Origin of the sequence: Arthrobacter sp. NicSoilB8, assembly GCF_019977355.1 — a bacterium.
Classification (GTDB): domain Bacteria; phylum Actinomycetota; class Actinomycetes; order Actinomycetales; family Micrococcaceae; genus Arthrobacter.
Genome location: NZ_AP024655.1, coordinates 1 through 21,056, shown reverse-complemented (window position 1 = coordinate 21,056; position 21,056 = coordinate 1). Strand labels below are relative to the sequence as shown.

18 protein-coding genes, 2 tRNA genes and 1 pseudogene are annotated in these 21,056 nt (G+C 64.7%); 5 read left to right on the top strand and 16 right to left on the bottom strand.

Annotated elements, in window-relative coordinates; all coding sequences use genetic code 11:
• Positions 1-6 precede the first annotated feature (6 nt).
• Entirely contained in the window at positions 7-648 is a 642-nt protein-coding gene (locus LDO15_RS00105) for a gamma-glutamyl-gamma-aminobutyrate hydrolase family protein (protein WP_223982586.1), read from the bottom strand.
• A gap of 149 nt (positions 649-797) precedes the next feature.
• A pseudogene (locus tag LDO15_RS00100) lies at positions 798-905 on the bottom strand (class E sortase); the annotation flags it as partial.
• Positions 906-1,106: 201 nt separating this feature from the next.
• On the opposite strand from LDO15_RS00100, the gene LDO15_RS00095 reads away from it, so the two are divergent.
• Both LDO15_RS00095 and LDO15_RS00090 read left to right on the top strand, forming a co-directional pair.
• On the top strand, positions 1,107-1,361 hold the full coding sequence (locus LDO15_RS00095; protein WP_223982584.1) for a cell division protein CrgA: 255 nt from the start codon (positions 1,107-1,109) through the stop codon (positions 1,359-1,361).
• Between the two features lie 160 nt (positions 1,362-1,521).
• Positions 1,522-2,127: a DNA-3-methyladenine glycosylase I gene (locus LDO15_RS00090; RefSeq protein ID WP_223982583.1), complete on the top strand. Its 606-nt coding sequence runs from the start codon at positions 1,522-1,524 to the stop codon at positions 2,125-2,127.
• A 1,298-nt stretch (positions 2,128-3,425) separates the two neighbouring features.
• On the opposite strand, the gene LDO15_RS00085 is transcribed toward LDO15_RS00090, so the two are convergent.
• Entirely contained in the window at positions 3,426-4,298 is an 873-nt protein-coding gene (locus LDO15_RS00085) for a rhomboid family intramembrane serine protease (protein ID WP_223982581.1), read from the bottom strand.
• Positions 4,299-4,307: 9 nt separating this feature from the next.
• Entirely contained in the window at positions 4,308-4,853 is a 546-nt protein-coding gene (locus tag LDO15_RS00080) for a peptidylprolyl isomerase (RefSeq protein WP_223982579.1), read from the bottom strand.
• 155 nt (positions 4,854-5,008) lie between these two features.
• Between LDO15_RS00080 and LDO15_RS00075 the strand changes: the two genes are divergently transcribed.
• Both LDO15_RS00075 and LDO15_RS00070 read left to right on the top strand, forming a co-directional pair.
• Positions 5,009-5,998, top strand: coding sequence for a hypothetical protein (locus tag LDO15_RS00075; RefSeq protein WP_223982577.1), 990 nt, complete (start codon positions 5,009-5,011; stop codon positions 5,996-5,998).
• 216 nt (positions 5,999-6,214) lie between these two features.
• Positions 6,215-7,087 (top strand): glycosyltransferase family 2 protein, encoded by an 873-nt coding sequence (locus LDO15_RS00070; RefSeq protein WP_223982575.1) that lies wholly within the window; start codon positions 6,215-6,217, stop codon positions 7,085-7,087.
• A gap of 49 nt (positions 7,088-7,136) precedes the next feature.
• Here LDO15_RS00070 and LDO15_RS00065 read toward each other — a convergent pair whose 3' ends face one another.
• Positions 7,137-8,093, bottom strand: coding sequence for a DMT family transporter (locus tag LDO15_RS00065; protein WP_223982573.1), 957 nt, complete (start codon positions 8,091-8,093; stop codon positions 7,137-7,139).
• Between the two features lie 131 nt (positions 8,094-8,224).
• Here LDO15_RS00065 and LDO15_RS00060 point away from each other — a divergent pair, with 131 nt between their 5' ends.
• The gene (locus tag LDO15_RS00060; RefSeq protein WP_223982570.1) at positions 8,225-8,593 is read left to right on the top strand and encodes a cupin domain-containing protein; all 369 of its coding nucleotides are present in this window, start codon (positions 8,225-8,227) and stop codon (positions 8,591-8,593) included.
• A 75-nt stretch (positions 8,594-8,668) separates the two neighbouring features.
• Here LDO15_RS00060 and LDO15_RS00055 read toward each other — a convergent pair.
• The 11 genes from LDO15_RS00055 to dnaA all read right to left on the bottom strand — a co-directional run bounded on the left by LDO15_RS00055 (position 8,669) and on the right by dnaA (position 21,056).
• Positions 8,669-8,744 (bottom strand) — tRNA-Ala (locus tag LDO15_RS00055).
• A 71-nt stretch (positions 8,745-8,815) separates the two neighbouring features.
• Positions 8,816-8,932, bottom strand: a complete 117-nt coding sequence (locus tag LDO15_RS00050; RefSeq protein ID WP_223982568.1) for a DLW-39 family protein — start codon at positions 8,930-8,932, stop codon at positions 8,816-8,818.
• A gap of 68 nt (positions 8,933-9,000) precedes the next feature.
• Positions 9,001-9,074: transfer RNA gene (locus LDO15_RS00045), tRNA-Ile, on the bottom strand.
• A gap of 98 nt (positions 9,075-9,172) precedes the next feature.
• Positions 9,173-9,805, bottom strand: a complete 633-nt coding sequence (locus tag LDO15_RS00040; protein WP_223982567.1) for a DUF3566 domain-containing protein — start codon at positions 9,803-9,805, stop codon at positions 9,173-9,175.
• On the bottom strand, positions 9,802-12,525 hold the full coding sequence (gene gyrA / locus LDO15_RS00035) for a DNA gyrase subunit A (protein ID WP_223982565.1): 2,724 nt from the start codon (positions 12,523-12,525) through the stop codon (positions 9,802-9,804). The genes LDO15_RS00040 and gyrA overlap by 4 nt, the downstream gene beginning before the upstream one ends.
• Before the next feature lie 60 nt (positions 12,526-12,585).
• On the bottom strand, positions 12,586-14,565 hold the full coding sequence (gene gyrB, locus LDO15_RS00030) for a DNA topoisomerase (ATP-hydrolyzing) subunit B (RefSeq protein ID WP_263428407.1): 1,980 nt from the start codon (positions 14,563-14,565) through the stop codon (positions 12,586-12,588).
• Positions 14,566-15,110: 545 nt separating this feature from the next.
• Entirely contained in the window at positions 15,111-15,671 is a 561-nt protein-coding gene (locus LDO15_RS00025) for a DciA family protein (RefSeq protein ID WP_223982561.1), read from the bottom strand.
• Positions 15,668-16,897, bottom strand: coding sequence for a DNA replication/repair protein RecF (gene recF / locus LDO15_RS00020; RefSeq protein ID WP_223982559.1), 1,230 nt, complete (start codon positions 16,895-16,897; stop codon positions 15,668-15,670). The genes LDO15_RS00025 and recF overlap by 4 nt, the downstream gene beginning before the upstream one ends.
• 27 nt (positions 16,898-16,924) lie before the next feature.
• Positions 16,925-17,809, bottom strand: a complete 885-nt coding sequence (gnd, locus tag LDO15_RS00015) for a phosphogluconate dehydrogenase (NAD(+)-dependent, decarboxylating) (protein ID WP_223982557.1) — start codon at positions 17,807-17,809, stop codon at positions 16,925-16,927.
• Between the two features lie 101 nt (positions 17,810-17,910).
• A complete protein-coding gene (gene dnaN / locus LDO15_RS00010) occupies positions 17,911-19,035 on the bottom strand; it encodes a DNA polymerase III subunit beta (RefSeq protein WP_223982553.1) in 1,125 nt (374 codons plus the stop codon).
• 599 nt (positions 19,036-19,634) lie between these two features.
• The gene (dnaA, locus tag LDO15_RS00005) at positions 19,635-21,056 is read right to left on the bottom strand and encodes a chromosomal replication initiator protein DnaA (RefSeq protein WP_223982550.1); all 1,422 of its coding nucleotides are present in this window, start codon (positions 21,054-21,056) and stop codon (positions 19,635-19,637) included.

The following is a 21,056-nucleotide window of genomic DNA, read 5'->3' as shown; positions in this document are numbered from 1 at the left end:
GGCAGGTCAGTGCTTGATGAGCGGGCTCAGGTCCGCCGCCCGTTCCGCGGCGCCGGCCATGCCCAGCGACTCGAGCCAGTTGCCCAGCATCTGGTAGCCGCCTTCGGTGAGGACGGATTCCGGGTGGAACTGGACACCGCACAGCGGGGCGGTGCGGTGCTGCAGCCCCATCACGACGCCGGTGCCCGTTTCCGCGGTGATCTCCAGGACCTCCGGGATACTCTCGCGGACAGCGGCCAGCGAATGGTACCGGGTGGCCGTGAGCGGGGAGTGGAGTCCGGCAAAGACACTGGTTCCGTGGTGTTCCACGAGGGAGGTTTTGCCGTGCATCAGTTCCGGAGCGTGCGTCACCGTACCCCCGTAGGCCTCCGCCAGCGCCTGGTGGCCCAGGCACACGCCCAGCATGGGCTTGCCGTGGCTGCCGCACCATTTGATCAGCTCAATGCAAACGCCGGCCTCGGCCGGATTCCCCGGACCGGGAGAGATCAGGACGCCGTCGCGTGCCTCCGCCATTTCAATCGCCTCGGCGAGGGTGACGTCATCGTTGCGGACCACCGTGGTCTCTGCGCCGAGTTCCTGGAGATAACCCACCAGGGTGTAAACAAAGCTGTCGTAGTTGTCTACGACCAGGATCTTGGTTGTGCTCATGGGTGCCTTGCTGAACCAATCGTTTAATCTGTTAACTGGGTGAATTGCGCCAGCCAGGGAAAAAGGAACTGAACCATCAATACCAGTGCTCGGGCCGCCAGCACCAGCGCCAGCGCAATCCTGGGCCACAGGGGGCCAGGAAAGAGCCCCCGCAGGGGCACCGGGAGCAGCGCATCCGTCCGCGACGGGAGGACTGTCTGGCTGTTCCGGAACACGTAGCCATAGTAGCCCTCGCGTGTCTGGACGTGCTTTCGGTCCCTGCCGGATCCCTGCTCCAACTGCGGCAATGTTCTCTTGTGAGGCGATTGCGGGGTCAACGGTGTGGCCTGAACTACAGCTAGAATTGTGCGAGCGAAAAGAATTCAACCATGACCAAGAGCATGCTGCCCGCCTGGGACTTAGTTCCCGCAGGGTCTCAAGCCGCTGCCGCTCTTGTTCCAGCCCGCCAAGGAGGATCAGTGCCCGAGTCGAAGCCGCGTAAAAGGACTGCCCGTGTGGCCCCGCAGACTTCTGCTGCGGAGGCCTACAAGCCCAACCCGGTCTGGTTCAAGCCCGTCATGTTCGGCCTGATGATCATCGGCCTGCTGTGGATCATCACGTTCTACATCACCGAAGGCGCCTTCCCGGTACAGGCGTGGGCCTCGTGGAACATTGTCGCCGGATTCGGCATCGCGATCATTGGCTTCCTGATGACCACGCGCTGGCGTTCCTGAACCACGCCCCCGCGGCGCAAATCCCTGTCGGGCCGGTACACACAGTGTGCCGGCCCGGCACCGTTAAACCCGCAGCCCGGCCGGCCGGTCATCCGGATGACCGGCCGATCCGGATGACCGATAATGCTGGGAGCGGCCCAACCCCAGCAAAGGATTCCAGATGACCCCGGCAGTAAGCGGCTCAACAATTGGCGATGACGGACTGGCCCGGCCGGCGTGGGCGGCCGTGGATCCCCTGCTGCGGGAGTACTACGACACCGAGTGGGGAATGCCGGTCAGGGATGAGCAGGGTCTTTACGAGCGCATCAGCCTCGAGGGGTTCCAGGCGGGGCTGTCCTGGGCGACAATTCTGCGCAAGCGCCCCGCTTTCCGTGCGGCGTTCAGCGATTTCGACCCGGAGATCGTGGCCGCCTTCACGAACGCCGATGTGGAGCGGCTCATGCTGGATGCCGGTATCGTCCGGAACCGGCTCAAGATCCAGGCAACCATCACCAACGCCCGTGCCACCCTGGCGTTGAGGGACGACGGCGGCCTGGTGGACTTCGTATGGGCGTTTCAGCCGGAAGCCACACCCCGGCCCAGTTCGCTTGACCAGGTCCCCACCACCTCGGCCGAGTCCATCGCGCTGTCCAAGGCGCTGCGGAAGAAGGGCTTCGCCTTCGTCGGGCCCACCACCATGTTCGCGCTCATGGAGGCTATCGGGATGGTGGACACCCACCTGCTGGACAGCCACCGGCGCGGAACGTCCGGCGTTTGGCCCCACTGACCTGGCGGCCAGCCTCAACTCAGTCACCGGGCAACCCCGCCGCTGAGCCCGTGCATTAACAGGCCTCTGCCCACCGCGCGTTGGTCTCGCAGCGCCCGGATCTGTGCCGCGAAGCGGCCGAATTGTTATCCACAGCTGTGCACAAGTCTGGGGAAACTTATCCACATTGTTCATAAGTATCACCAGAAAAAGGCCGTCGCCGCGCGCCTCACGGTGCGCAGCCGGGCCCACAGAACACCGCGATGTTTCCGGCAACCTGTGAATTACACGGCTGTAAGTTACTAACAGTGTGGATTGCCTGTGGATAAGTGCCGCCATCCAGCATGGTGCCCCCATGGCGGAGCCGTACCCGCCTTGCAGTCGTCAGCGCGCACCGGCCCCGAGGGATGTACGGGCTCGTCCTGCGCTCCGCAAAAGTTATCCACTTAGTAACAGGCCTCTACCCACAACTTATCCACAACTGGGGATAACTGCCGGGCCGGAAAAACCGCAAACCCCGCGGTGGCGCCGTGAGGCGGATGATTTCCCGCGGAACCTCAGCCCGCCAAGTTATTAACACTGTGAATAACCCTGTTGAAATACGTCGGGTCCGCCCCGCGGGGGGGCGCTGTCGGGGCACAGGCCATGCTTGCGGCAGGAGGCACTGTGGACAGAAGGCACTGTGCACGGGAGACACTGTGGACAGCAGGGACCGTGGGCAGGAGTCGCTGAGGAAAGGAAACGCAAGGAAGGGAAGCACCGGGAAGTTAAGGCGCCGTGAGGCGGTGCGGAGGCGCGGCCGTGGGCAGTCGCTGCAGACAGGCGCAGCAGCAGGGTGCCGAGGCGAGGTTACAGGCGGGAACGCCGGCCGCACGGTGGAGCGGCCGCAACGATGGTCCCAGGGGCGGCGCCGCGGAAGACGCCAAGTTGTCCACTTACTAACAGGACAACCCACAGAAGTTATCCACAGGTGTGGAGATCGCCTGGGCGGCTCTTTCGGATCTCTGAAAATTCGCCAGCCCGGGCGGTCAGATCGGGACGGCCCCGATGAACTACACGCTTGTAAGTTATTAACAATGTGGATAACCCATGTGGAAAACTCCGGACCCCGGTCCCATCACATCGGGAACAGGAAATTCCCCGCGACCCTGGGCCGGTCGGCTCTTGGTCCGGGTCCGAGGCAAGGGCCCACCCGCCGACAAACACAGGTGGATCTGGCGCAGCAAAAGGCCGCTGGCAGAGCCGAGCCGGGGAGCCGAACTGGCGTCGGACATCGGCTGCCGAACCGGGCAGCCGGGAAGATCAGTGGGGCAGTACAGCTAGGCCGCCGCGGCGCCGGCCATCCGGACGGCCGACACGACGATGACCAGGACCAGGACGGCGGCGAGACCGACTGCCTGCACGAGCGTCTGCCGGGGGCCGCGGGGGGTGTAGGCAATGACAGCGGCGCTCAGGACGCCGGTGACGAGGCCGCCGAGATGCGCCTGCCAGGCGATCTGGGGGACCATGAAGCCGATCACGCCGTTAATCGCGATGAGGACCAGGAGTTGGCGGACGTCTCCGCCTCGCTGCCGCTGGACCACCAGCAGGGCACCGAACAGGCCGAAGATGGCGCCGGAGGCGCCCACGAGGCCGACGGGGCCGTTGACGGGGTAGACCGGGGTCAGCAGGAGGAATCCGGCAGAGCCGCCGATGGCGGAAAGCACGTAGATGGCCAGGAAGCGGGCGTGGCCCAGCAGCGGTTCCAGGATCTGGCCGAAAATCCACAATGTGTACATGTTCAGGACAATGTGGAGCAGGAATCCCTGCGAGTGCAGGAAGGCCGAGGTGAGCATCCGCCACGGCTCAGTATCAGTGAAGGCGGGGGCATACGCCAGCTGCTGGTAGATCCCGTCGTTGGGGACGATCCACTGCAGCGCATATACGAGCGCGCACAGGCCGATGATCACGAACGTAACCACGGGCTTCCCGCCGGTCACGGCGCCGCCGTAGACGGTCCTGACATTCGGCGTCGTGCGTTTGGTTTCGTTGACGCAGTCAACGCATTGGAATCCGACGGCGGCCGCCCGCTGGCAATCCGGGCACGCCGGGCGCCCGCACCGCTGGCAGCGCACATAAGCGGGCCGGTCCGGGTGCCTGGGGCATACCGGGACCTCCGCGGACGGCTCTGCCGCCGGAATTCCGTAGCTCATGGTGTGGGTTTAGAGCTTTTCGATGTCAATGCTGTTGATGGTGACATCCTCGACGGGGCGGTCGCCCATGCCGGTGCGGACGCCCTCGATCGCGTCGACGACCTTCCTGGAGTCCTCATCGGCGACCTCGCCGAAGATGCTGTGCTTGCCCTGCAGCCAGCCGGTGGGGATGGTGGTGATGAAGAACTGCGAACCGTTGGTGCCGCGGCCCATCTGGATACCGGCGTTGGCCATCGCCAGCTTGTACGGCTCGTTGAAGGTCAGTTCCGGGTGGATTTCGTCGTCGAACTTGTAGCCGGGTCCGCCGGTGCCGCGGCCCAGGGGATCGCCGGCCTGGATCATGAAGTCCTTGATGATGCGGTGGAAGATGGTGCCGTTGTAGAGCGGCGTGCCAGTCTTGTCCTCGCCCGTTTCCGGATGAGTCCAGGCCTTCTCACCGGTGGCCAAACCGACGAAGTTGTCGACGGTCTTCGGCGCGTGGTTGCCGAAGAGGTTGACGACGATGTCGCCGAGGCTCGTGTGGATAGTGGCTTTTGCGGTTGCGTTGGCAGTCATAGGCCCTATTCTTCCACGGCGGCCCGGCACGCATAGGGCCGCGCAGTCAGTTCCGCGCTGGGTGAAATCCACTGGAAATCGTCCTGAAGAATAGCCGGTGCGTTCCTAGACACGTAGGCTAACAGCAGAACCGTCACATTAATCGGGAGGTAGTTGTGAAGAAAGCGGATCGTAGTGCCCGTGTCCTGGAGCAGTCAGTCAGCACGGGAGTAGACAGCGCGAAGGATTGGGCCGCCCCGCGGGTTGAAGCGGCCGTGAATTGGGCTGTTCCCCGTTTGCAGCACGGACTGGATACTGCTTCTCCCAAGATCCAGGAGGGACTCAAGTCGGCCGCCCAGAACTTGGCTGGCAGCGTTGCTACCGTCACCCCCCGTCTTCAAGACAGCCTGGCCCAGCTTGCGCCGAAGATCCACGAAGCCGCCGACAGCGCGACTCCGCGCCTGCACGAGGCTGTGGACAAGGCAGCACCGGTGATCGCCAACGCCCGCGACCTGGTGCTCGTTGAGTACCTTCCCCGGCTTTCGGACCAGATCGGGCACGCTTCAGAGGCCGTCCACCGTACGCTGGAAAGCGCTCCGGCCCACGTAGACGCTGTAGCGCAGAAGCTTGTTGACTCCGGAGTGGTCCACAGCGTCAAAGGTCAGGCCAAGGTTGCCAAGAAGCATGCCAAGAGCGCGGGCAAGAACATCAAGGCAGCTGCCAGCGATGCCGGCAAGACTGCCAGCGCGAAACTCGGCAAGCCCCAGAAGCCCAGGCACCGCGGGCTGCTGATCTTCGGCATCATCGCTGCCGCAGTTGCCGCCGGTGTCGCCGCATGGCGGGCTTCCAGGCCCGTAGAGGATCCCTGGAAGGTCCCGACGCCGGTGACGCCCGCCCCGACGGCTGCCACCACGGTCAGCGACGCGCTGAAGGACACCGCCGACAAGGCCGGGTCCGCAGCTGTCACGGCAGCGGATGCTGCGGCCGACGCATCAGCAAAGGCAGCCGATTCCGCAAGTGACGCGGCGGAGGATGCGACTGACGCGGCCACGGCCGCCGCCGCCGACGCCAAGGATGCTGGCACCAAGGCTGCCACCGATGCTAAGACCGCGGTGCGCAACATCGCAGCCAGCCTGAACAACGGCACTGACAAGACCGGGAAGTAGCACCACCCGGCACACGCCGGCGGAGCGGACAGGGCGCCAGTAGCCGTCCGGCTTCCGGCAGGTGTCTTGCACGTCTACAAGGGAGGGATTCCGCCACAGAGCGGGATCCCTTCCTTTGTTTCGCCCGGGACCACAACAGGGGGCACAACAGAGGCTGCATCCGTGGCTGCGCGCGGCCACGGATTGGATGGCGGCCTAGATGCTAAATTTGTGGGGATGTCACCCCATGGATCACCCCAGGACGCCTTGCTCACTGCTCCACCGCCGGCTGTATCTATTGTGATCCCCGCGTACAACGAGGAAAGCGTCATCCGGCAGTGCCTGATCGCCGCCGTCTACCAATCGGTCCCGGCCCACGAAATCATCGTGGTGGACAACATGTCCAGGGACCGCACGGCGGACATTGTCCGGCAAATGCAGCTGGAGTACCCGGAGAGCCCCATCATCCTGCTCAGCCAGGACCGTGAACAAGGGCTCATCCCCACGCGTAATTTCGGCCTGGACCACGCCACGGGCGACATCCTCGGCAGGATCGATGCCGACTCCGTGCTGGAGCCGGACTGGGTGGAAGAGGTCCAGAAGGCCTTCGCGGACGCGTCAGTCCACGCTGCCACCGGTCCCGTGGTCTACTACGACATGCCGATGCGCCGGTTCGGACTCAAGGCAGACGACAAAATGCGTCAGCTGATGCTCAAGCTTGCTAAGCATCAGTACCACTTTCTCTTCGGCTCCAACATGGCCCTCCGCCGCTCGGCCTGGGAAACCATCCGCACAGAGACCTGCCGCGACGAGCGCGACGAGATGCACGAGGACATCGATCTTTCGCTGCACCTCGCCGACCACGAACTCCGGATCCAGTACTGGCCGCAGATGATCTCCGGCATGTCCGCGCGGCGGCTCGAGGATTCCCCCCGGGATTACCGCTACTACGTGACGCGCTTTGACCGCACCTACAAGGCCCACAACGTCACCAAGATGGCGCTGAAGGCGCCCATGGTGGTGTTCTTCTCGGTCTACTTCCCGGCGAAATTGCTCCGCGCCATTCACACGGTCAACGCCGCCCAGCCTGCCCGCCGCGGCGGGCAATAGGCCCCCCCTCTTCGGCCGTGCCTCACCGGTGCTGCTTCATCGGTGCCGCCTAGTCGGTGCCGAGCTCCGCCAGACGATCCGCACCGGGCGCCGCGGGACCCTGCCCCTTAACACCCTGTCCCTCACCGCGCCCGCCGGAGCGTGAGCCGCGTTGTCCCAGGACAACGACGGCGAGTCCCACCAGGATCATCGCCAGTCCCGCATAGGTCCCGGCCGGCAGTGTCTCGCCCAGGAAGGCGGCGGCCAGGAGCGCCGCTCCCGGGATTTCCAGCAAGATGATCATGGACACGAGCAGCGGGCTCATGGTGGCCAGCAGGTGGTTGAACGCGGTGTGCCCCACGAGCTGCGCGCAGACGGTAATGGCCAGTATTCCGAGCCAGCCGGTCGCCTCGAACCCCGCCAGCGGCTGTCCGGCAATCAATGCCATCCCCGCGACCACCGCGGCGCACATGCCATAGCAGAGCGTCGTGTAAACGCCCGTGCTCATGCTCTGCCGTGCCTTGCCGCCAGCGAGCGTGTAGATGCCCGCCAGCGCGCCGCCGGCCACGGCCAGGAGGTCGCCCAGGAGCGCCCCGGGCGAGGTGCCCATATCGAAGCCGGTAATCGTCACGACGCCGCCGAAAGCGATCCCCAGCCCCACCAGGACCGGCCAGCGGTGCCGGACCCCGCGGAAAAGCTGGAAGATCGCGATCCAGCCCGATTGCAGGCAAACCAGCGCCGTCGCCGCCGCGACCGACGTCAACTGCAGGGAGGAAATGAAGCAGGCAAAGTGCAATGCCAAGGCCACTGCCGCGGCAAGTGACCAGCGGAACTCTGGGCCGGTCACTTTTCCGAACTGACGGGGGCTGCGGACCAACACCGGACCGGCCATGACGACGGAGCCTATCGCGTTGCGCCAGAAGGCGATAGCGAGGGCACTGACCGATGTTGCGCCCAGCGTGGCGGCGATCAGCGGCCCGGACGAGGCCACCCCCAGCACCCCTACGGCGGCAAGCAAGAAGTTCACGCTCCAACACTAACGGGACCGCGGCCTGGGGGGCGCCCGGCCGCCGCTCCTTGACCCGTACAGACCCCGGTGCCAATCTTAAATCGCGGTCTCACATTCCGGTTTTACCATCATCGAAGAAGGAGACCATCATGGCGTCAATGATCCGCAAGAGCCTGGACGAGCCGGAAGAATCACGTCCTGTTGCCGAGGGCATGGGTCAGGTGGACCTCGTGAACCTCGACGCCGGCGCCGTCGCGCGTGCGACGTTCCTGCCGGGCTGGAAGTGGTCTCAGCACGTCAAGCCAATCGCCCAGACGGACAGCTGCATGGTTGCCCACAAGGGCTACACCGTCTCGGGCCATCTGAAAGTCGTTATGGACGACGGCGAAGAAATCGAATTCGGTCCCGGCGACTTCGGCATCATCCCGCCAGGTCACGATGCTTGGGTCCTCGGTGACGAACCTTATGTGTACATCGATTGGCAGGGGATGACGGGCTACGCCAAGCCTAAGGAGTGAGTGCACAGGCATACGGGTTTTCCGGGGGATGCAAAAAGCCCCGGACCGCGTTTCCGCGGTCCGGGGCTTTTACTATGGTGGAGGCACGGGGACTCGAACCCCGAACCCCCTGCTTGCAAAGCAGGTGCGCTACCAATTGCGCCATGCCCCCATAAGAAGCAACCCGACAATCATACCCTAGTCACGAACACCGTTTTCCGGCTTTCGTCCCAGGGTTCCGGGCTAATCAACCGTATCGGTTGAGTCGCTCCAGATTATTTTCCGGGCTTCGGATTCCTGCACTTTCCTGTAGAGGAAGACGCCTGCGACCGTAGCTGCGATAACCAGCAACTTCTTCACGCGCACCCCGTTCCGGTTCAGTCATTGACGAACCTTCACTATCCTCCGCAGAACCAGTACTGGTTCCGTGGGCGTACCAGGACTTGAACCTGGGACCTCTTCGTTATCAGCGAAGCGCTCTAACCGCCTGAGCTATACGCCCCGATGCCTCATCGGGCCGAGATATGACTGTACAGCACATCCCGGCCCGATCTCAAATCGAGGCATTTTCCCGCGGGAATCCGGGGAAAAGTACGGGTTTCAGTCGTCCGTGAGGGTTACGCCGATGCCGCCCACAAGCGTCGCCGCAATGTTGTACAACACCGCGGACAGCATGGACAGGGCCGTCAGCAGCACCACGTTGATCACGGCGATGATGGTCGCGAACGACGCCACCTGGCCGAGGGAGGCCACCTTCTTCAGTTCGAACCCGCCGCCTTCGGAGCCCGCGAGGGTTCCGAGCAGGCTGTCGACCTGGTCAAAGATCCCGGTCAGGTCCAAGACGGTCCAGAGCACGATTGCCGCCACCACGGTGACGATGCCCAGGGCCACGGAGAGCAGGAAGGCCATTTTCAGCACGGACCAGGGGTCCACCTTGCTGACCAGCAGCCTGGCGCGCCGGACCTTGGCCTTGGGGGCGGGCTTGATCAGTCCGGCGCTGTTCTGCCCGCCGGACTGGACGGGACGCTGCCCCGGCGCTGCCGGGCGCTGTCCCGGGACGGCCGGGCGCTGGCCGGGGGCCGGCGGCCGCTGTCCCGGGACAGCGGCCGCGCCGGACACGCCGGGGCGCTGCTGCGGGCGCGTGGGCGCGCCTACGCGCGGTGCCGTGGCGGGTTGCCGCACCCCGCCCGGCACGCCGCTGCTCGGTTTGGGATATGAGTCGGAATTACTCACTCGTTACCTCCGGTGTTGTCTTCGTCCAGCTCGGCATTGCCTGATGACTCATCTGACTCCGGGGCCGGTACTGATTCTGCCGTTGCGGACATCTCGTGCAATCCGCCATCTTCAGCCAACGTTACGTCATCCGGCGAGGAAGCCCGATTTTCAGCGTCCTCACCTGGGGTCTCGCCATCGGCCGAGTCATCGCCCTCCAGTCCGCGTTCGCTGTTGCGGGCGACGGCGATGATGCGGTCGTTCTTATCCGGTTTGGCGAAGATTACGCCCATGGTGTCGCGGCCCTTGGCCGGCACCCCGGCAACCGAGGAGCGGACCACTTTGCCGCCTTCCATGACCACCAGGACTTCATCCTCTTCCTGGACAATGAGCGCGCCGACGAGGTGTCCGCGCTCCTCCTGGTACTTGCCCACCTTGATGCCGAGGCCGCCGCGGCCCTGGAGCCGGTATTCCTCCACAGCGGTCCGCTTGGCGTAGCCGCCCTCGGTGACGATGAAGACGAATGAACCGTCCTTGACGACGTCGGCCGCGAGCAGTTCGTCGTCTTCACGGAACTTCATGCCGGTCACACCGGAGGTGGCGCGGCCCATGGGGCGCAGCGCCTCGTCCGTCGCGGTGAAGCGCACGGACTGGCCCTTGCGGGAGACCAGCATGAGGTCGTCGGTTTCGGAGACCAGCTGGGCCGAGACGAGCTCGTCGCCGTCGCGCAGGTTGATGGCGATCACCCCGGCGGACCGGTTGGTGTCGTAGTCCTCCAGACGGGTCTTCTTGACCAGGCCCCGCTTGGTGGCGAGCACCAGATAGGGGGCGTGCTGGTAGTCCCTCAGGTCCAGCACCTGGGCGATGTGCTCATCGGGCTGGAAGGCCAGCAGGTTGGCCACGTGCTGGCCCTTGGCGTCACGTCCTGCCTCGGCGAGCTCGTAGGCCTTGGCCCGGTAGACGCGTCCGAGGTTCGTGAAGAAGAGCAGCCAGTGGTGCGTGGTGGTGACGAAGAAGTGCTCCACGACGTCGTCCCCGCGCAGCTGGGCACCCTTGATGCCCTTGCCGCCGCGCTGCTGGGAGCGGTAGTTGTCGCTGCGGGTGCGCTTGACGTACCCGCCGCGGGTAATGGTGACCACCATTTCCTCTTCGGGAATCAGGTCTTCCATCGACATGTCGCCATCGAAGCCCATGAGCACCTTGGTGCGGCGGTCGTCGCCATGCTTGGCCACGATTTCGCCCAGTTCCGTGCTGATGATCTCGCGCTGGCGCTCTTCGGAGGCCAGGATCGAGTTGTACTCGGCAATGAGGGCTTCGAGCTCGGCGTGGCGGTCCTGGATCTTCTGGCGCTCCAGCGCCGCAAGCCGGCGCAGCTGCATGTCCAGGATGGCCCGGGCCTGCAGCTCGTCGATGTCCAGCAGCTCCATCAGCCCGTCGCGTGCGGCCTCGGTGGTGTTGGAGGCGCGGATGAGGGCGATGACCTCGTCGAGCGCATCCAGCGCCTTGAGCAGGGCGCGGAGGATGTGTGCTTCTTCCTCGGCCTTGCGCAGGCGGTAGCGCGTGCGGCGGGCGATGACGTCCATCTGGTGGGTGACCCAGTGACGGATGAACGCATCGAGGCTGAGCGTGCGCGGCACACCGTCAACGATGGCGAGCATGTTGGCGGCGAAGTTATCCTGCAGCTGGGTGTGCTTGTAGAGGTTGTTCAGCACCACCTTGGCCACGGCATCGCGCTTGAGCACGATCACCAGGCGCTGGCCGGTGCGGCCCGAGGTCTCATCCCGGAGGTCGGCAATGCCGGAGATCTTGCCGTCCCTGACCAGTTCGGCGATTTTGATCGCCAGGTTGTCCGGGTTGGCCTGGTACGGCAGTTCGGTGACCACCAGGCAGGTGCGTCCCTGGAGCTCCTCGACGTTGACCACGGCGCGCATCGTGATGGATCCGCGGCCGGTGCGGTAGGCATCCTCGATGCCCTTGTGGCCGAGGATGGTGGCGCCGGTCGGGAAGTCCGGACCCTTGATGCGCAGGAGGAGCTCTTCGAGCAGTTCCTCGCGGCTGGCGGTCGGGTTCTGGAGGTACCACTGGACGCCGTCGGCGACTTCGCGGAGGTTGTGCGGAGGGATGTTCGTGGCCATGCCGACGGCGATGCCCGAGGAGCCGTTGACCAGCAGGTTCGGGAACCGGGCCGGCAGGATGGTCGGCTCCTGGTTCTTGCCGTCGTAGTTGTCCTGGAAGTCGACCGTTTCCTCGTCGATGTCCCGGACCATCTCCATGGCGAGCGGCGCCATCTTGGTTTCGGTGTACCGCGGGGCAGCGGCGCCGTCGTTGCCGGGCGAGCCGAAGTTTCCTTGGCCAAGCGCCAGCGGGTAGCGCATGGTCCAGTCCTGGATGAGCCGGACCAAGGCGTCGTAGATCGCGGTGTCGCCGTGCGGGTGGTACTGGCCCATGACCTCGCCCACCACACGGGCGCACTTGTTGAAGGAACGGTCCGGGCGGTAGCCGCCGTCGAACATGGCGTACAGCACGCGGCGGTGCACGGGCTTGAGTCCGTCGCGGACATCGGGCAGGGCCCGGCCGACGATGACGGCCATCGCGTAGTCGAGGTAGGAACGCTGCATTTCTGTCTGCAGGTCCACCTGCTCGACGCGGTCGGTCAGCACGTCGCCGTCGAGGATGGCGCCTTCAAGGACGGGCTCGGAGCCGGCCGAACCGGCCGGCGCCTCGGGTGTTTCGTCACTCATAGTCTATATTTTCCGTTTCAGGTATATATCAGTTCTGGAATATTAAGGGGGCTTTCGCCGCTAGATATCCAGGAACCGAACGTCCTTGGCGTTCTGCTGAATGAAGTTTCGGCGTGATTCCACGTCCTCGCCCATCAGGACGGAGAAGATCTGGTCCGCCGCCAGGGCGTCGTCCATCGTCACCTGCAGCAGTGTCCGGTGGTCCGGGTCCATGGTGGTGTCCCACAGTTCCGTGTAGTCCATCTCGCCGAGGCCCTTGTAGCGCTGGATGCCGTTGTCCTTGGGGATGCGGCGGCCGGCGGCCTGGCCGGAGAGCAGCTTCGCGTCGCGCTCACGGTCGCTGTAGACGTAGTCGTGCGGGGCATTGGACCACTTGATCCGGTACAGCGGCGGCTGCGCGAGGTAGACGAAGCCGTTTTCGATCAGCGGGCGCATGTAGCGGAACAGCAGTGTCATCAGCAGCGTCGTGATGTGCTGGCCGTCGACGTCGGCATCGGCCATGAGCACGATCTTGTGGTACCGGAGCTTGGCGAGATCGAAGTCCTCGCCGATGCCGGTGCCGAAGGCCGTGATCATGGACTGGACTTCGGCGTTGCCGAGGGCCTTGTCCAGGCGCGCGCGTTCGACGTTCAGGATTTTGCCGCGCAGCGGCAGGATGGCCTGGGTCTCAGGGTTGCGCCCGCGCTTGGCGGAGCCGCCGGCCGAGTCACCCTCCACGATGTAGACCTCGCACTTCTCCGGGTTCTTCGAGGAGCAGTCGGAGAGCTTGCCGGGCATGCCGAAGGATTCCAGCGGGCTCTTGCGGCGCGCGTTGTCGCGGGCCTTCCGCGCGGCCATGCGCGCTTGGGCGGCCGAGATGGCCTTGCGAATGACGTCCCGGGCGGGGCCGGGGTTGCGCTCAAGCCAGTCGCCCAGGCCGTCGGTGACAACCCGCTGGACAAAGCCCTTGACCTCGGAGTTGCCGAGCTTGGTCTTGGTCTGGCCCTCGAACTGCGGCTCGGAGAGCTTAACGGAGATGACTGCCGTCAGGCCTTCGCGGATGTCGTCCCCGGTGAGGTTGTCATCCTTTTCCTTGATGATGTTCTTCTCGCGCGCATAGCGGTTGATGAGGGAGGTCATCGCGGCACGGAAGCCCTCTTCGTGGGTGCCGCCCTCGTGCGTGTTGATGGTGTTGGCGTAGGTGTGGACGCTCTCGGAGTACGCGTTGGTCCACTGCATCGCCATTTCCAGGGCGATGTGCCGTTCCGTGTCTTCGGTCTCGAAGGCGATGACGTCTTCGTGGACCACATCAACCTTCTTGCCGGAGTTCAGGTGCTTGACGTAGTCCAGCAGGCCGTCGTCGTACTGGTAGACCACGGTGTGGAATTCAGCAGGGACTTCCCCCTCGACGGCGACGGCGTCCAGATCGAGGTCTGCGTCGTCGGACGGCTCCTCCGTGGCGCGGCGTTCATCGGTCAGGGTGATCCGCAGTCCCTTGTTCAGGAACGCCATCTGCTGGAAGCGCGCGCGCAGGGTCTCGAAGTCGAATTCTGTGGACTCAAAGATGCTGGCGTCCGGGTAGAACGTCTGCGTGGTTCCGCTGTCGGTGGTTTCCTCGCCCTTGACCAGGCCGCCCTGCGGCTTGCCGCCGTCGGCGAAGGACATCCGCCATACGTGGCCTTGCCGGCGGACCTCGGTGTCGACCCTGCTGGAGAGCGCGTTGACCACCGAGATGCCGACGCCGTGCAGACCGCCGGAGACCGCGTAGCCCCCGCCGCCGAACTTGCCGCCGGCATGCAGGATGGTCATGACGACTTCCACCGTGGGCTTGTGCTCCGTCGGGTGCATGTCGACCGGGATGCCGCGGCCGTTATCCACCACTTTGACGCCGCCATCGGCCTGCAGCACGATTTCGATGTGGGTGCAGTAGCCGGCCAATGCCTCATCGACCGAGTTATCCACCACCTCGTAAACGAGGTGGTGGAGGCCGCGGGGTCCGGTGGAGCCGATGTACATGCCCGGACGCTTGCGGACCGCCTCCAGGCCTTCAAGGACCGTGATGTCGCTGGCGCCGTATTCGTGCGTTGTGCCGGTCCCGGACGACGCCGCTACCGGCGCTTCCCCCGCAACCGTTTCCGCGACGTCATCCACTACGTCTTCCACTGCCGGGATCTCTGCATTGTCGTTAGCCACAGGCGCTTTCGACTCCTCTATGTTCGTTGAAGGCCGGCCCTTGCCTCTTCCGTGGAAAGGGCTCAGCCAACAGGCACGTCACTGATGGCGCCGGATGCTTCGCTGACTTGAGGACCCGTCCCCCGCACGCTGAAATTGCGTCGGAAACGGACTCAGTCGACGTTTCACCGGCGCCCAGTTATCTACAACGATTCTATCGTGTTATAGGACCCAAACCCGCATTCCAGGGCGCCAAACGGGCGGGAAAGTGCCGCTGGGAGGCCGCTGGCTCCCCCTGCAAGGCATTCGGGGTCCCGCCCTAGGGTTCCTATACGGCTCCGGGCCGTTCAAGCGCCCTACACGCCGTTTGCGGATATTTCAAGGTTTTTTGCAAGAAGTGCTTCAGATCCGGTGGTCGGTGCGGGCCGCCGGGGTTATCCGTAGGTGTCGCGGGGCCCGCGGCCGTTCACTGTCCGCAGGCCCTTGCGCCAGCTCGGGGCGGCGGGTCCGAGCACCTGAATGCTGGTGACAACGCCGTCGCCGAGCTCGGTGCGGAATTTTTCCAGCAGGCTGCTGCTGAGCAGGCGCAGCTGTGTGGCCCAGGCCGTGGAATCGGTCCGCACGTGCAAGGTGGTGTCCGTGAAACTCTCGGGGGTGCAGTGGGCCGAGATTTCCGGCCCCACCAGCACGGCCCACTGTGCCATGACGGAACCGACCGCCACGGGCGAGCTCCAGCCGCGTTCGGCCACGAGGCGTCCCACGACTTTTCCCAAGCCGAGCGGATCCCTGCCGGTGCCGTGGAATTGTGAGAACCCGCGGGTTCCGCGCGCGCTGCGGGCGGGTTTCTGGGCTGCGGCACCGGACCGCGGGACGGCCCGCCGGATTTCGCCGCGGGCCGCGGCGGCATCGCGCATCCTGTTCAGGGCCGCCTGGGCGGCATCGATGTCATCGGGGTCGCGGCCCGGCTGCAGGCCGCCGTCGGTATCCTTATTCATCGATTGTCCTGCTCATCGATTCCTCCCGGGATGACCTTCACCCGCCGTCCGGTCAGCTCCGCCGGGATATCGTCCTCGACGGCGGCGGTGACCAGCACTTGCTCGGCGCCGGATACTATTGCGGCCAGTTTACGCCGCCGCTGGACGTCCAGCTCGGCAAACACGTCGTCCAGGATCAGGATGGGCGGCGACCCGCCGGTGCGGGCGTCATCGAGCATGACGTAGTAGGAGGCCAGGCGCAGGGACAGGCACATGGACCAGGTTTCGCCGTGCGAGGCATAGCCCTTGGCCGGTGCCGATCCCAGCGCGAGCTCAAGCTCGTCGCGGTGCGGCCCCACCAGCGAGATTCCCCGTTCCAGTTCCTTGCGGCGTGCCGCGGCAAAGGCCTGGATGTAACGGTCCGTGAGCTGTTCGACGGAGAGCAGGCGCAAGTCCTCAGCGGGTGCTTCCCCGCCGGAAGCCGCGCCGGCGTCCGGTCCGGTCCCGGCAGCGGGTCTCGCGGCGCCGCCGCCGTCGTCCATGATGTCATGCAGCGTGGAGCGGTAGACCGCGGACGCCTCTTTGGAGCCGTCGGTGAGCTGGGCATAGGCATTTCGCAGATGCGGTTGGAGGCGGTCCACCAATTCCAGGCGAGCGTGCAGCAGTTCGGCCCCCGCCCGGGCCATGTGCTGGTCCCAGACATCGAGCGTCGCCTCATGGCTTGCGGTGAATTTGCCGGTCCGTCCGGACTTCAGCAGCGCGTTGCGCTGTTTCAGCACCCGGTCGTAGTCGCTGCGGGTCGCGGCGTGGCGCGGCATGAGGCTGACCAGGAGCTCGTCCAGGAACCGGCGGCGGTTGGACGGATCACCCTTGACCAGAGCCAGGTCTTCCGGCGCGAAGAGCACTGTCTGGCAAATGCCGAGCAGGTCCCGGGCGCGGACCGGATTGCTGCGGTTGATCCGCCCGCGATTGGCCCGGGACGCGTTGATTTCCAGTTCCAGCACGGTGGACTGCTCACCGCGGACCAGTTTCGCCCGGATCATCGCCCGCTCGGTGCCGAACCGCAGCAGGGGCGCGTCCGTGCTGACCCGGTGCGAGTTCAGCGTGGCCAGATACCCGATTGCTTCCATCAGGTTGGTCTTGCCGATGCCGTTGGCCCCCACCAGAACGGTGACCCCGGGCTCAAGGCAGAGATCGACCTGGGCGTAGCTGCGGAAATCGGTGAGCGAAAGTTTTTCTAGGTACACGCGGGATTCAGGACCTCACGGGCAGGATTACTTGGCCGGCCGGGTTGCGTGGCCGCCGAACTGGTGGCGCAGCGCGGACACCATCTTCATGGCCGGCGAGTTGTCCTCGCGGGAGGAGAACCTGGCGAACAGCGCAGCCGTGATCGCCGGTGCTGGCACGGCGTTGGCGATTGCCTCCTCGACGGTCCAGCGGCCTTCACCCGAATCCTCGACGTAGTCGGAGATCGATTCCAGTCCGGGGTCCTCGTCGAGGGCCTTGACCATGAGGTCCAGGAGCCAGGACCGGACGACCGTGCCCTTTTGCCAGGCACGGAAGGTGCCGGGAAGGTCGGCGACGATGTCCTTCGCGGCCAGCAGTTCGTAGCCTTCCGCGTAGGCCTGCATCAGGCCGTATTCGATCCCGTTGTGGACCATCTTGGCGTAGTGGCCGGCACCGATACCGCCCACGTGCACGAAGCTGTCGGCGCGTTCGCCGGCGGGGCGGAGTGCGTCGAAAACGGGCAGGGCCCGTTCGATGTCCGCGGCATCGCCGCCCGCCATGAGGCCGTAGCCGTTCTGGAGGCCCCAGACTCCGCCGGAGACGCCACAGTCGGCGAAGCGGATTCCCTTGCCGGCCAGCGCCGCGCCGTGCTTCTGGTCTTCGGTGAACCGGGAGTTGCCGCCGTCGATCACAAGGTCGCCGGCGTCGAGCTTGGTGCCGAGTTCGGTGATCACGGCGTCGGTGATGTCGCCCGAGGGGACCATGACCCAGATGATGCGCGGAGCCGGGACGGCGGCGATGAGTTCGTCCACGGTGGCGACGTCGGTGACGTCCGGGTTCCGGTCAAAACCGGTGACCTCGATCCCGCCGTTGCGCAGGCGTTCGCGCATGTTGAAGCCCATTTTTCCAAGGCCGATTAGTCCGATGTGCACGGGATGAACTCTTTTCTGCGCTGGGGTGCTGCGGGGTGACGTCACCCAACTGACTCGCAGTTGTGGCCGTTTTGAGGGCTCAAAACGGCCACAACTGTCAGCTAGTTGGGCAGCCGGACAGGCATGACGAGGTAGCGGTAGTCGCCCTGGTCCTCGCCTTCGGCGTCCTGCTGGGCCGTGATCATGGCCGGTTTCGGCGCGGTGGTGAAGGAGAAGCGCACGAACTTAGTTTCGATGACGCTCAGGCCTTCGATGAGGTAGTGCGGGTTGAAGGCCACCGTGATGTCCTCACCGGATAGCTGGGCTTCCAGCTCTTCGGAGGCCTGGGCGTCCTCACCGGTGCCGGCATCCAGGTGGAGCTGGCCCTGGGTGAAGGCGAGCCGGACGGGAGTGTTCCGTTCGGCCACAAGCGAGACGCGGCGCACGGCCTCGACCAGTTCCTGGGTCTGCACGGTGGCGTGAATCGGGGTGGATTCCGGGAAGAGCGAACGGATCTTCGGGTAGTCGCCGTCCACCAGGAGTGAGGTGGTGGTCCTGCCGCCGCTTTCGAAACCGATCAGCCGGCTGTCGTCGTCGGCGAGGGCGATGTTGATGTCGCCGCTGCTGCCGAGCGTTTTTGCCACTTCGTTGAGGGTCTTGGCCTTGACCAGGGCGCTCGTGGAGATGCCGGGATTCACGGGCTTCCACGGGACTTCCCGCATGGCCAGACGGTAGCGGTCGGTGGCCAGGAGCGTGATGAGGTCGTCCTCGATCTCCATCCGGACACCGGTCAGAATCGGCAGGGTGTCGTCCTTGCTGGCCGCGATGATCACCTGGGATACCGCCTGGGCGAACGAATCGCCGGGAACGGTGCCACTGATCGTGGGCAGGGCCGGCAGGGGCGGGTATTCGGCTTCGGGCATCGTGGCCAGGTGGAAGCTGCTTCGGCGGCACGTGAGTGTCACTTTGTTGCCGTCGGTTTCGACCTCGACGGGCGCGGAAGGCAGGCTGCGGCAGATGTCCGCGAGCAGGCGTCCGGACACCAGGATAGTTCCTTCAGCGCTGATGTCTGCAGGGATTTCGAGCCTTGCGGAGGTCTCGTAATCGAAGCTCGAGAGGCTGACGGTACCTGCTTCAGCCTTCAGGAGCAGGCCTGAAAGTACGGGAACGGGCGGCCGCGGAGACAACGACCGGGCGGTCCATGTCACGGCTTCTGCCAGGACGTCCCGTTCGACTCTGAACTTCACGGAAGGGTGCCGCCTTTCATTGCTGCTGTCAGTGCTGAAACTCGCTAAAACTCGCCACGCTGCCACGGACTCCGGAAGGGCTGCCGAACTCTGTCAACGAGGGAATGGTCCGCCCTCCCCGGGCTTCATGGACCGGTAGGGAACCACAAAAGATGTCCGGGACGGACGCACTGCAGACAGCTTAGCCCCAAGGTGAGCGTTTCTCCCATCCCCGGCTTACACGGGTGTTGTTTGCGGGGCCCGCCTGGCCGGCCGGTCCGGAACGGGCCTGGGCGCTGTGGGGAGGCGGGAACGAGATTGTTATTTGAGGGAATTTCATTTTCTTGGGATTAGTAGTGTTAATAACTGCTGTGGAAACTGTGGATAACTCGATCTCGCCGTGAGAATCCGCGGTTAAGCCCTGTTCATGGACTGTGGGCGGGGCAGGTTTTAAACAGGGTGTGGATGGGGACAACATTTTTGGCCGGGTCGCCGATCCACAGGCGCCTTAAGGGTTTTAAGCCCATTAACCGCGGTTGTCCCCTTAAGTATCCACAGGTTTGTCCACAGCCCCCTGTTAATAAGGTAGGAGTGCTCGTCCGGTTAGGACGGGAATCAGCTCAGGAATTGCGCTGCTGCTGCTTGATCCGGTTGGTCAGCTCGGTCACCTGGTTGTAGATGACCCGGCGCTCGGCCATCAGTTCGCGGATCTTGCGGTCGGCGTGGATGACCGTGGTGTGGTCTCGGCCGCCCAGCTCCTGGCCGATCTTGGGCAGGGACATGTCCGTGAGCTCCCGGCACAGGTACATCGCGATCTGCCGTGCGGTCACCAGCGTGCGGGTCCGCGACTTGCTGCAGAGCTCTTCCATGCTGAGCTTGAAGTAGTCGGCCGTCTGCGTGAGGATCTGGGCGGAAGTGATTTCCTGGGCACCGTCGTCGGTGATGAGATCTTTGAGCACCATCTCGGCCAAGGCCACATCCACCGGCTGCCGGTTCAGGCTGGCGAAGGCCGTGACGCGGATGAGGGCTCCCTCAAGCTCGCGGATGTTGCTCGAGATCTTGGAAGCGATGTATTCGAGGGCATCGTCCGGTGCGGAGAGGCCCTCGCTGAGGGCCTTCTTCCGGAGGATCGCGATGCGGGTCTCCAGTTCCGGTGGCTGGATGTCGGTCAGCAGGCCCCACTCGAAGCGCGACTTCATCCGGTCCTCGAAGCCGGCGAGCAGTTTCGGCGGCTGGTCGGAGGTGATGACCACCTGCTTGTTGTTGTTGTGCAGGGCGTTGAACGTGTGGAAGAACTCCTCCAGTGTCCGGTCCTTGCCGGCCAGGAACTGGATGTCGTCGATCAGCAGCACGTCCACGTTGCGGTACGTGGTCTTGAAGCTGGTGCCTTCATCGTCACGGATGGAGTTGATGAAGTCGTTGGTGAATTCCTCCGAGTTGACGTACCGGACGCGGATCCCGCTGTAGAGCCGGCGCGCGTAGTGGCCGATCGCGTGGAGCAGGTGGGTCTTGCCGAGTCCGGAGTCGCCGTAGATGAACAGCGGGTTGTAAGCCTTCGCCGGCGCCTCCGCCACAGCCACGGCGGCCGCGTGGGCGAACCGGTTGGAGGATCCGATCACGAAGGTGTCGAAGACGTACTTCGGGTTGAGCCGGCCGAATTCGTGTGAGGTGCTCGGCAGCATCGGCTGCGGCTTCGACTCGACGGTCGGATCGGCGACGAGGGAAAGTTCGACGGCGGGCTCGGGTTCGGTGTGCAGCGGCACCAGGTCGGTGTCGACGTCGATCGCGCAGCGGATCTCGTCGGAGAAAACGCTCCGAAGTGCGTCGTCGAGGGCTTCCTTGACCTGGGTCTGGAGGACTTCCCGGGTGAGCTCGTTGGGGACGGCCACCAGAAGGGTGGAACCGATCAAGCCCTGTGCCTGGGCGAGGATGACGAAGCCGCGCTGCCGGGGAGACACACGGTGGTCGTTCTCCAGAAGGCTCACAACCCGCCGCCAGGAACTTCCGACAGTGTTGGCTTGGTTGGCTTCGTCTACTGTCAT

Bases quoted from the DNA above. Each gene is read 5' to 3' on its own strand.
- LDO15_RS00105 (WP_223982586.1), bottom strand. From the start codon at position 648: ATGAGCACAACCAAGATCCTGGTCGTAGACAACTACGACAGCTTTGTT.
- LDO15_RS00090 (WP_223982583.1), top strand. From the start codon at position 1,522: ATGACCCCGGCAGTAAGCGGCTCAACAATTGGCGATGACGGACTGGCC.
- LDO15_RS00085 (WP_223982581.1), bottom strand. From the start codon at position 4,298: ATGAGCTACGGAATTCCGGCGGCAGAGCCGTCCGCGGAGGTCCCGGTA.
- LDO15_RS00080 (WP_223982579.1), bottom strand. From the start codon at position 4,853: ATGACTGCCAACGCAACCGCAAAAGCCACTATCCACACGAGCCTCGGC.
- LDO15_RS00070 (WP_223982575.1), top strand. From the start codon at position 6,215: ATGTCACCCCATGGATCACCCCAGGACGCCTTGCTCACTGCTCCACCG.
- LDO15_RS00060 (WP_223982570.1), top strand. From the start codon at position 8,225: ATGGCGTCAATGATCCGCAAGAGCCTGGACGAGCCGGAAGAATCACGT.
- gyrA (WP_223982565.1), bottom strand. From the start codon at position 12,525: ATGAGTGACGAAACACCCGAGGCGCCGGCCGGTTCGGCCGGCTCCGAG.
- LDO15_RS00025 (WP_223982561.1), bottom strand. From the start codon at position 15,671: ATGAATAAGGATACCGACGGCGGCCTGCAGCCGGGCCGCGACCCCGAT.
- dnaA (WP_223982550.1), bottom strand. From the start codon at position 21,056: ATGACAGTAGACGAAGCCAACCAAGCCAACACTGTCGGAAGTTCCTGG.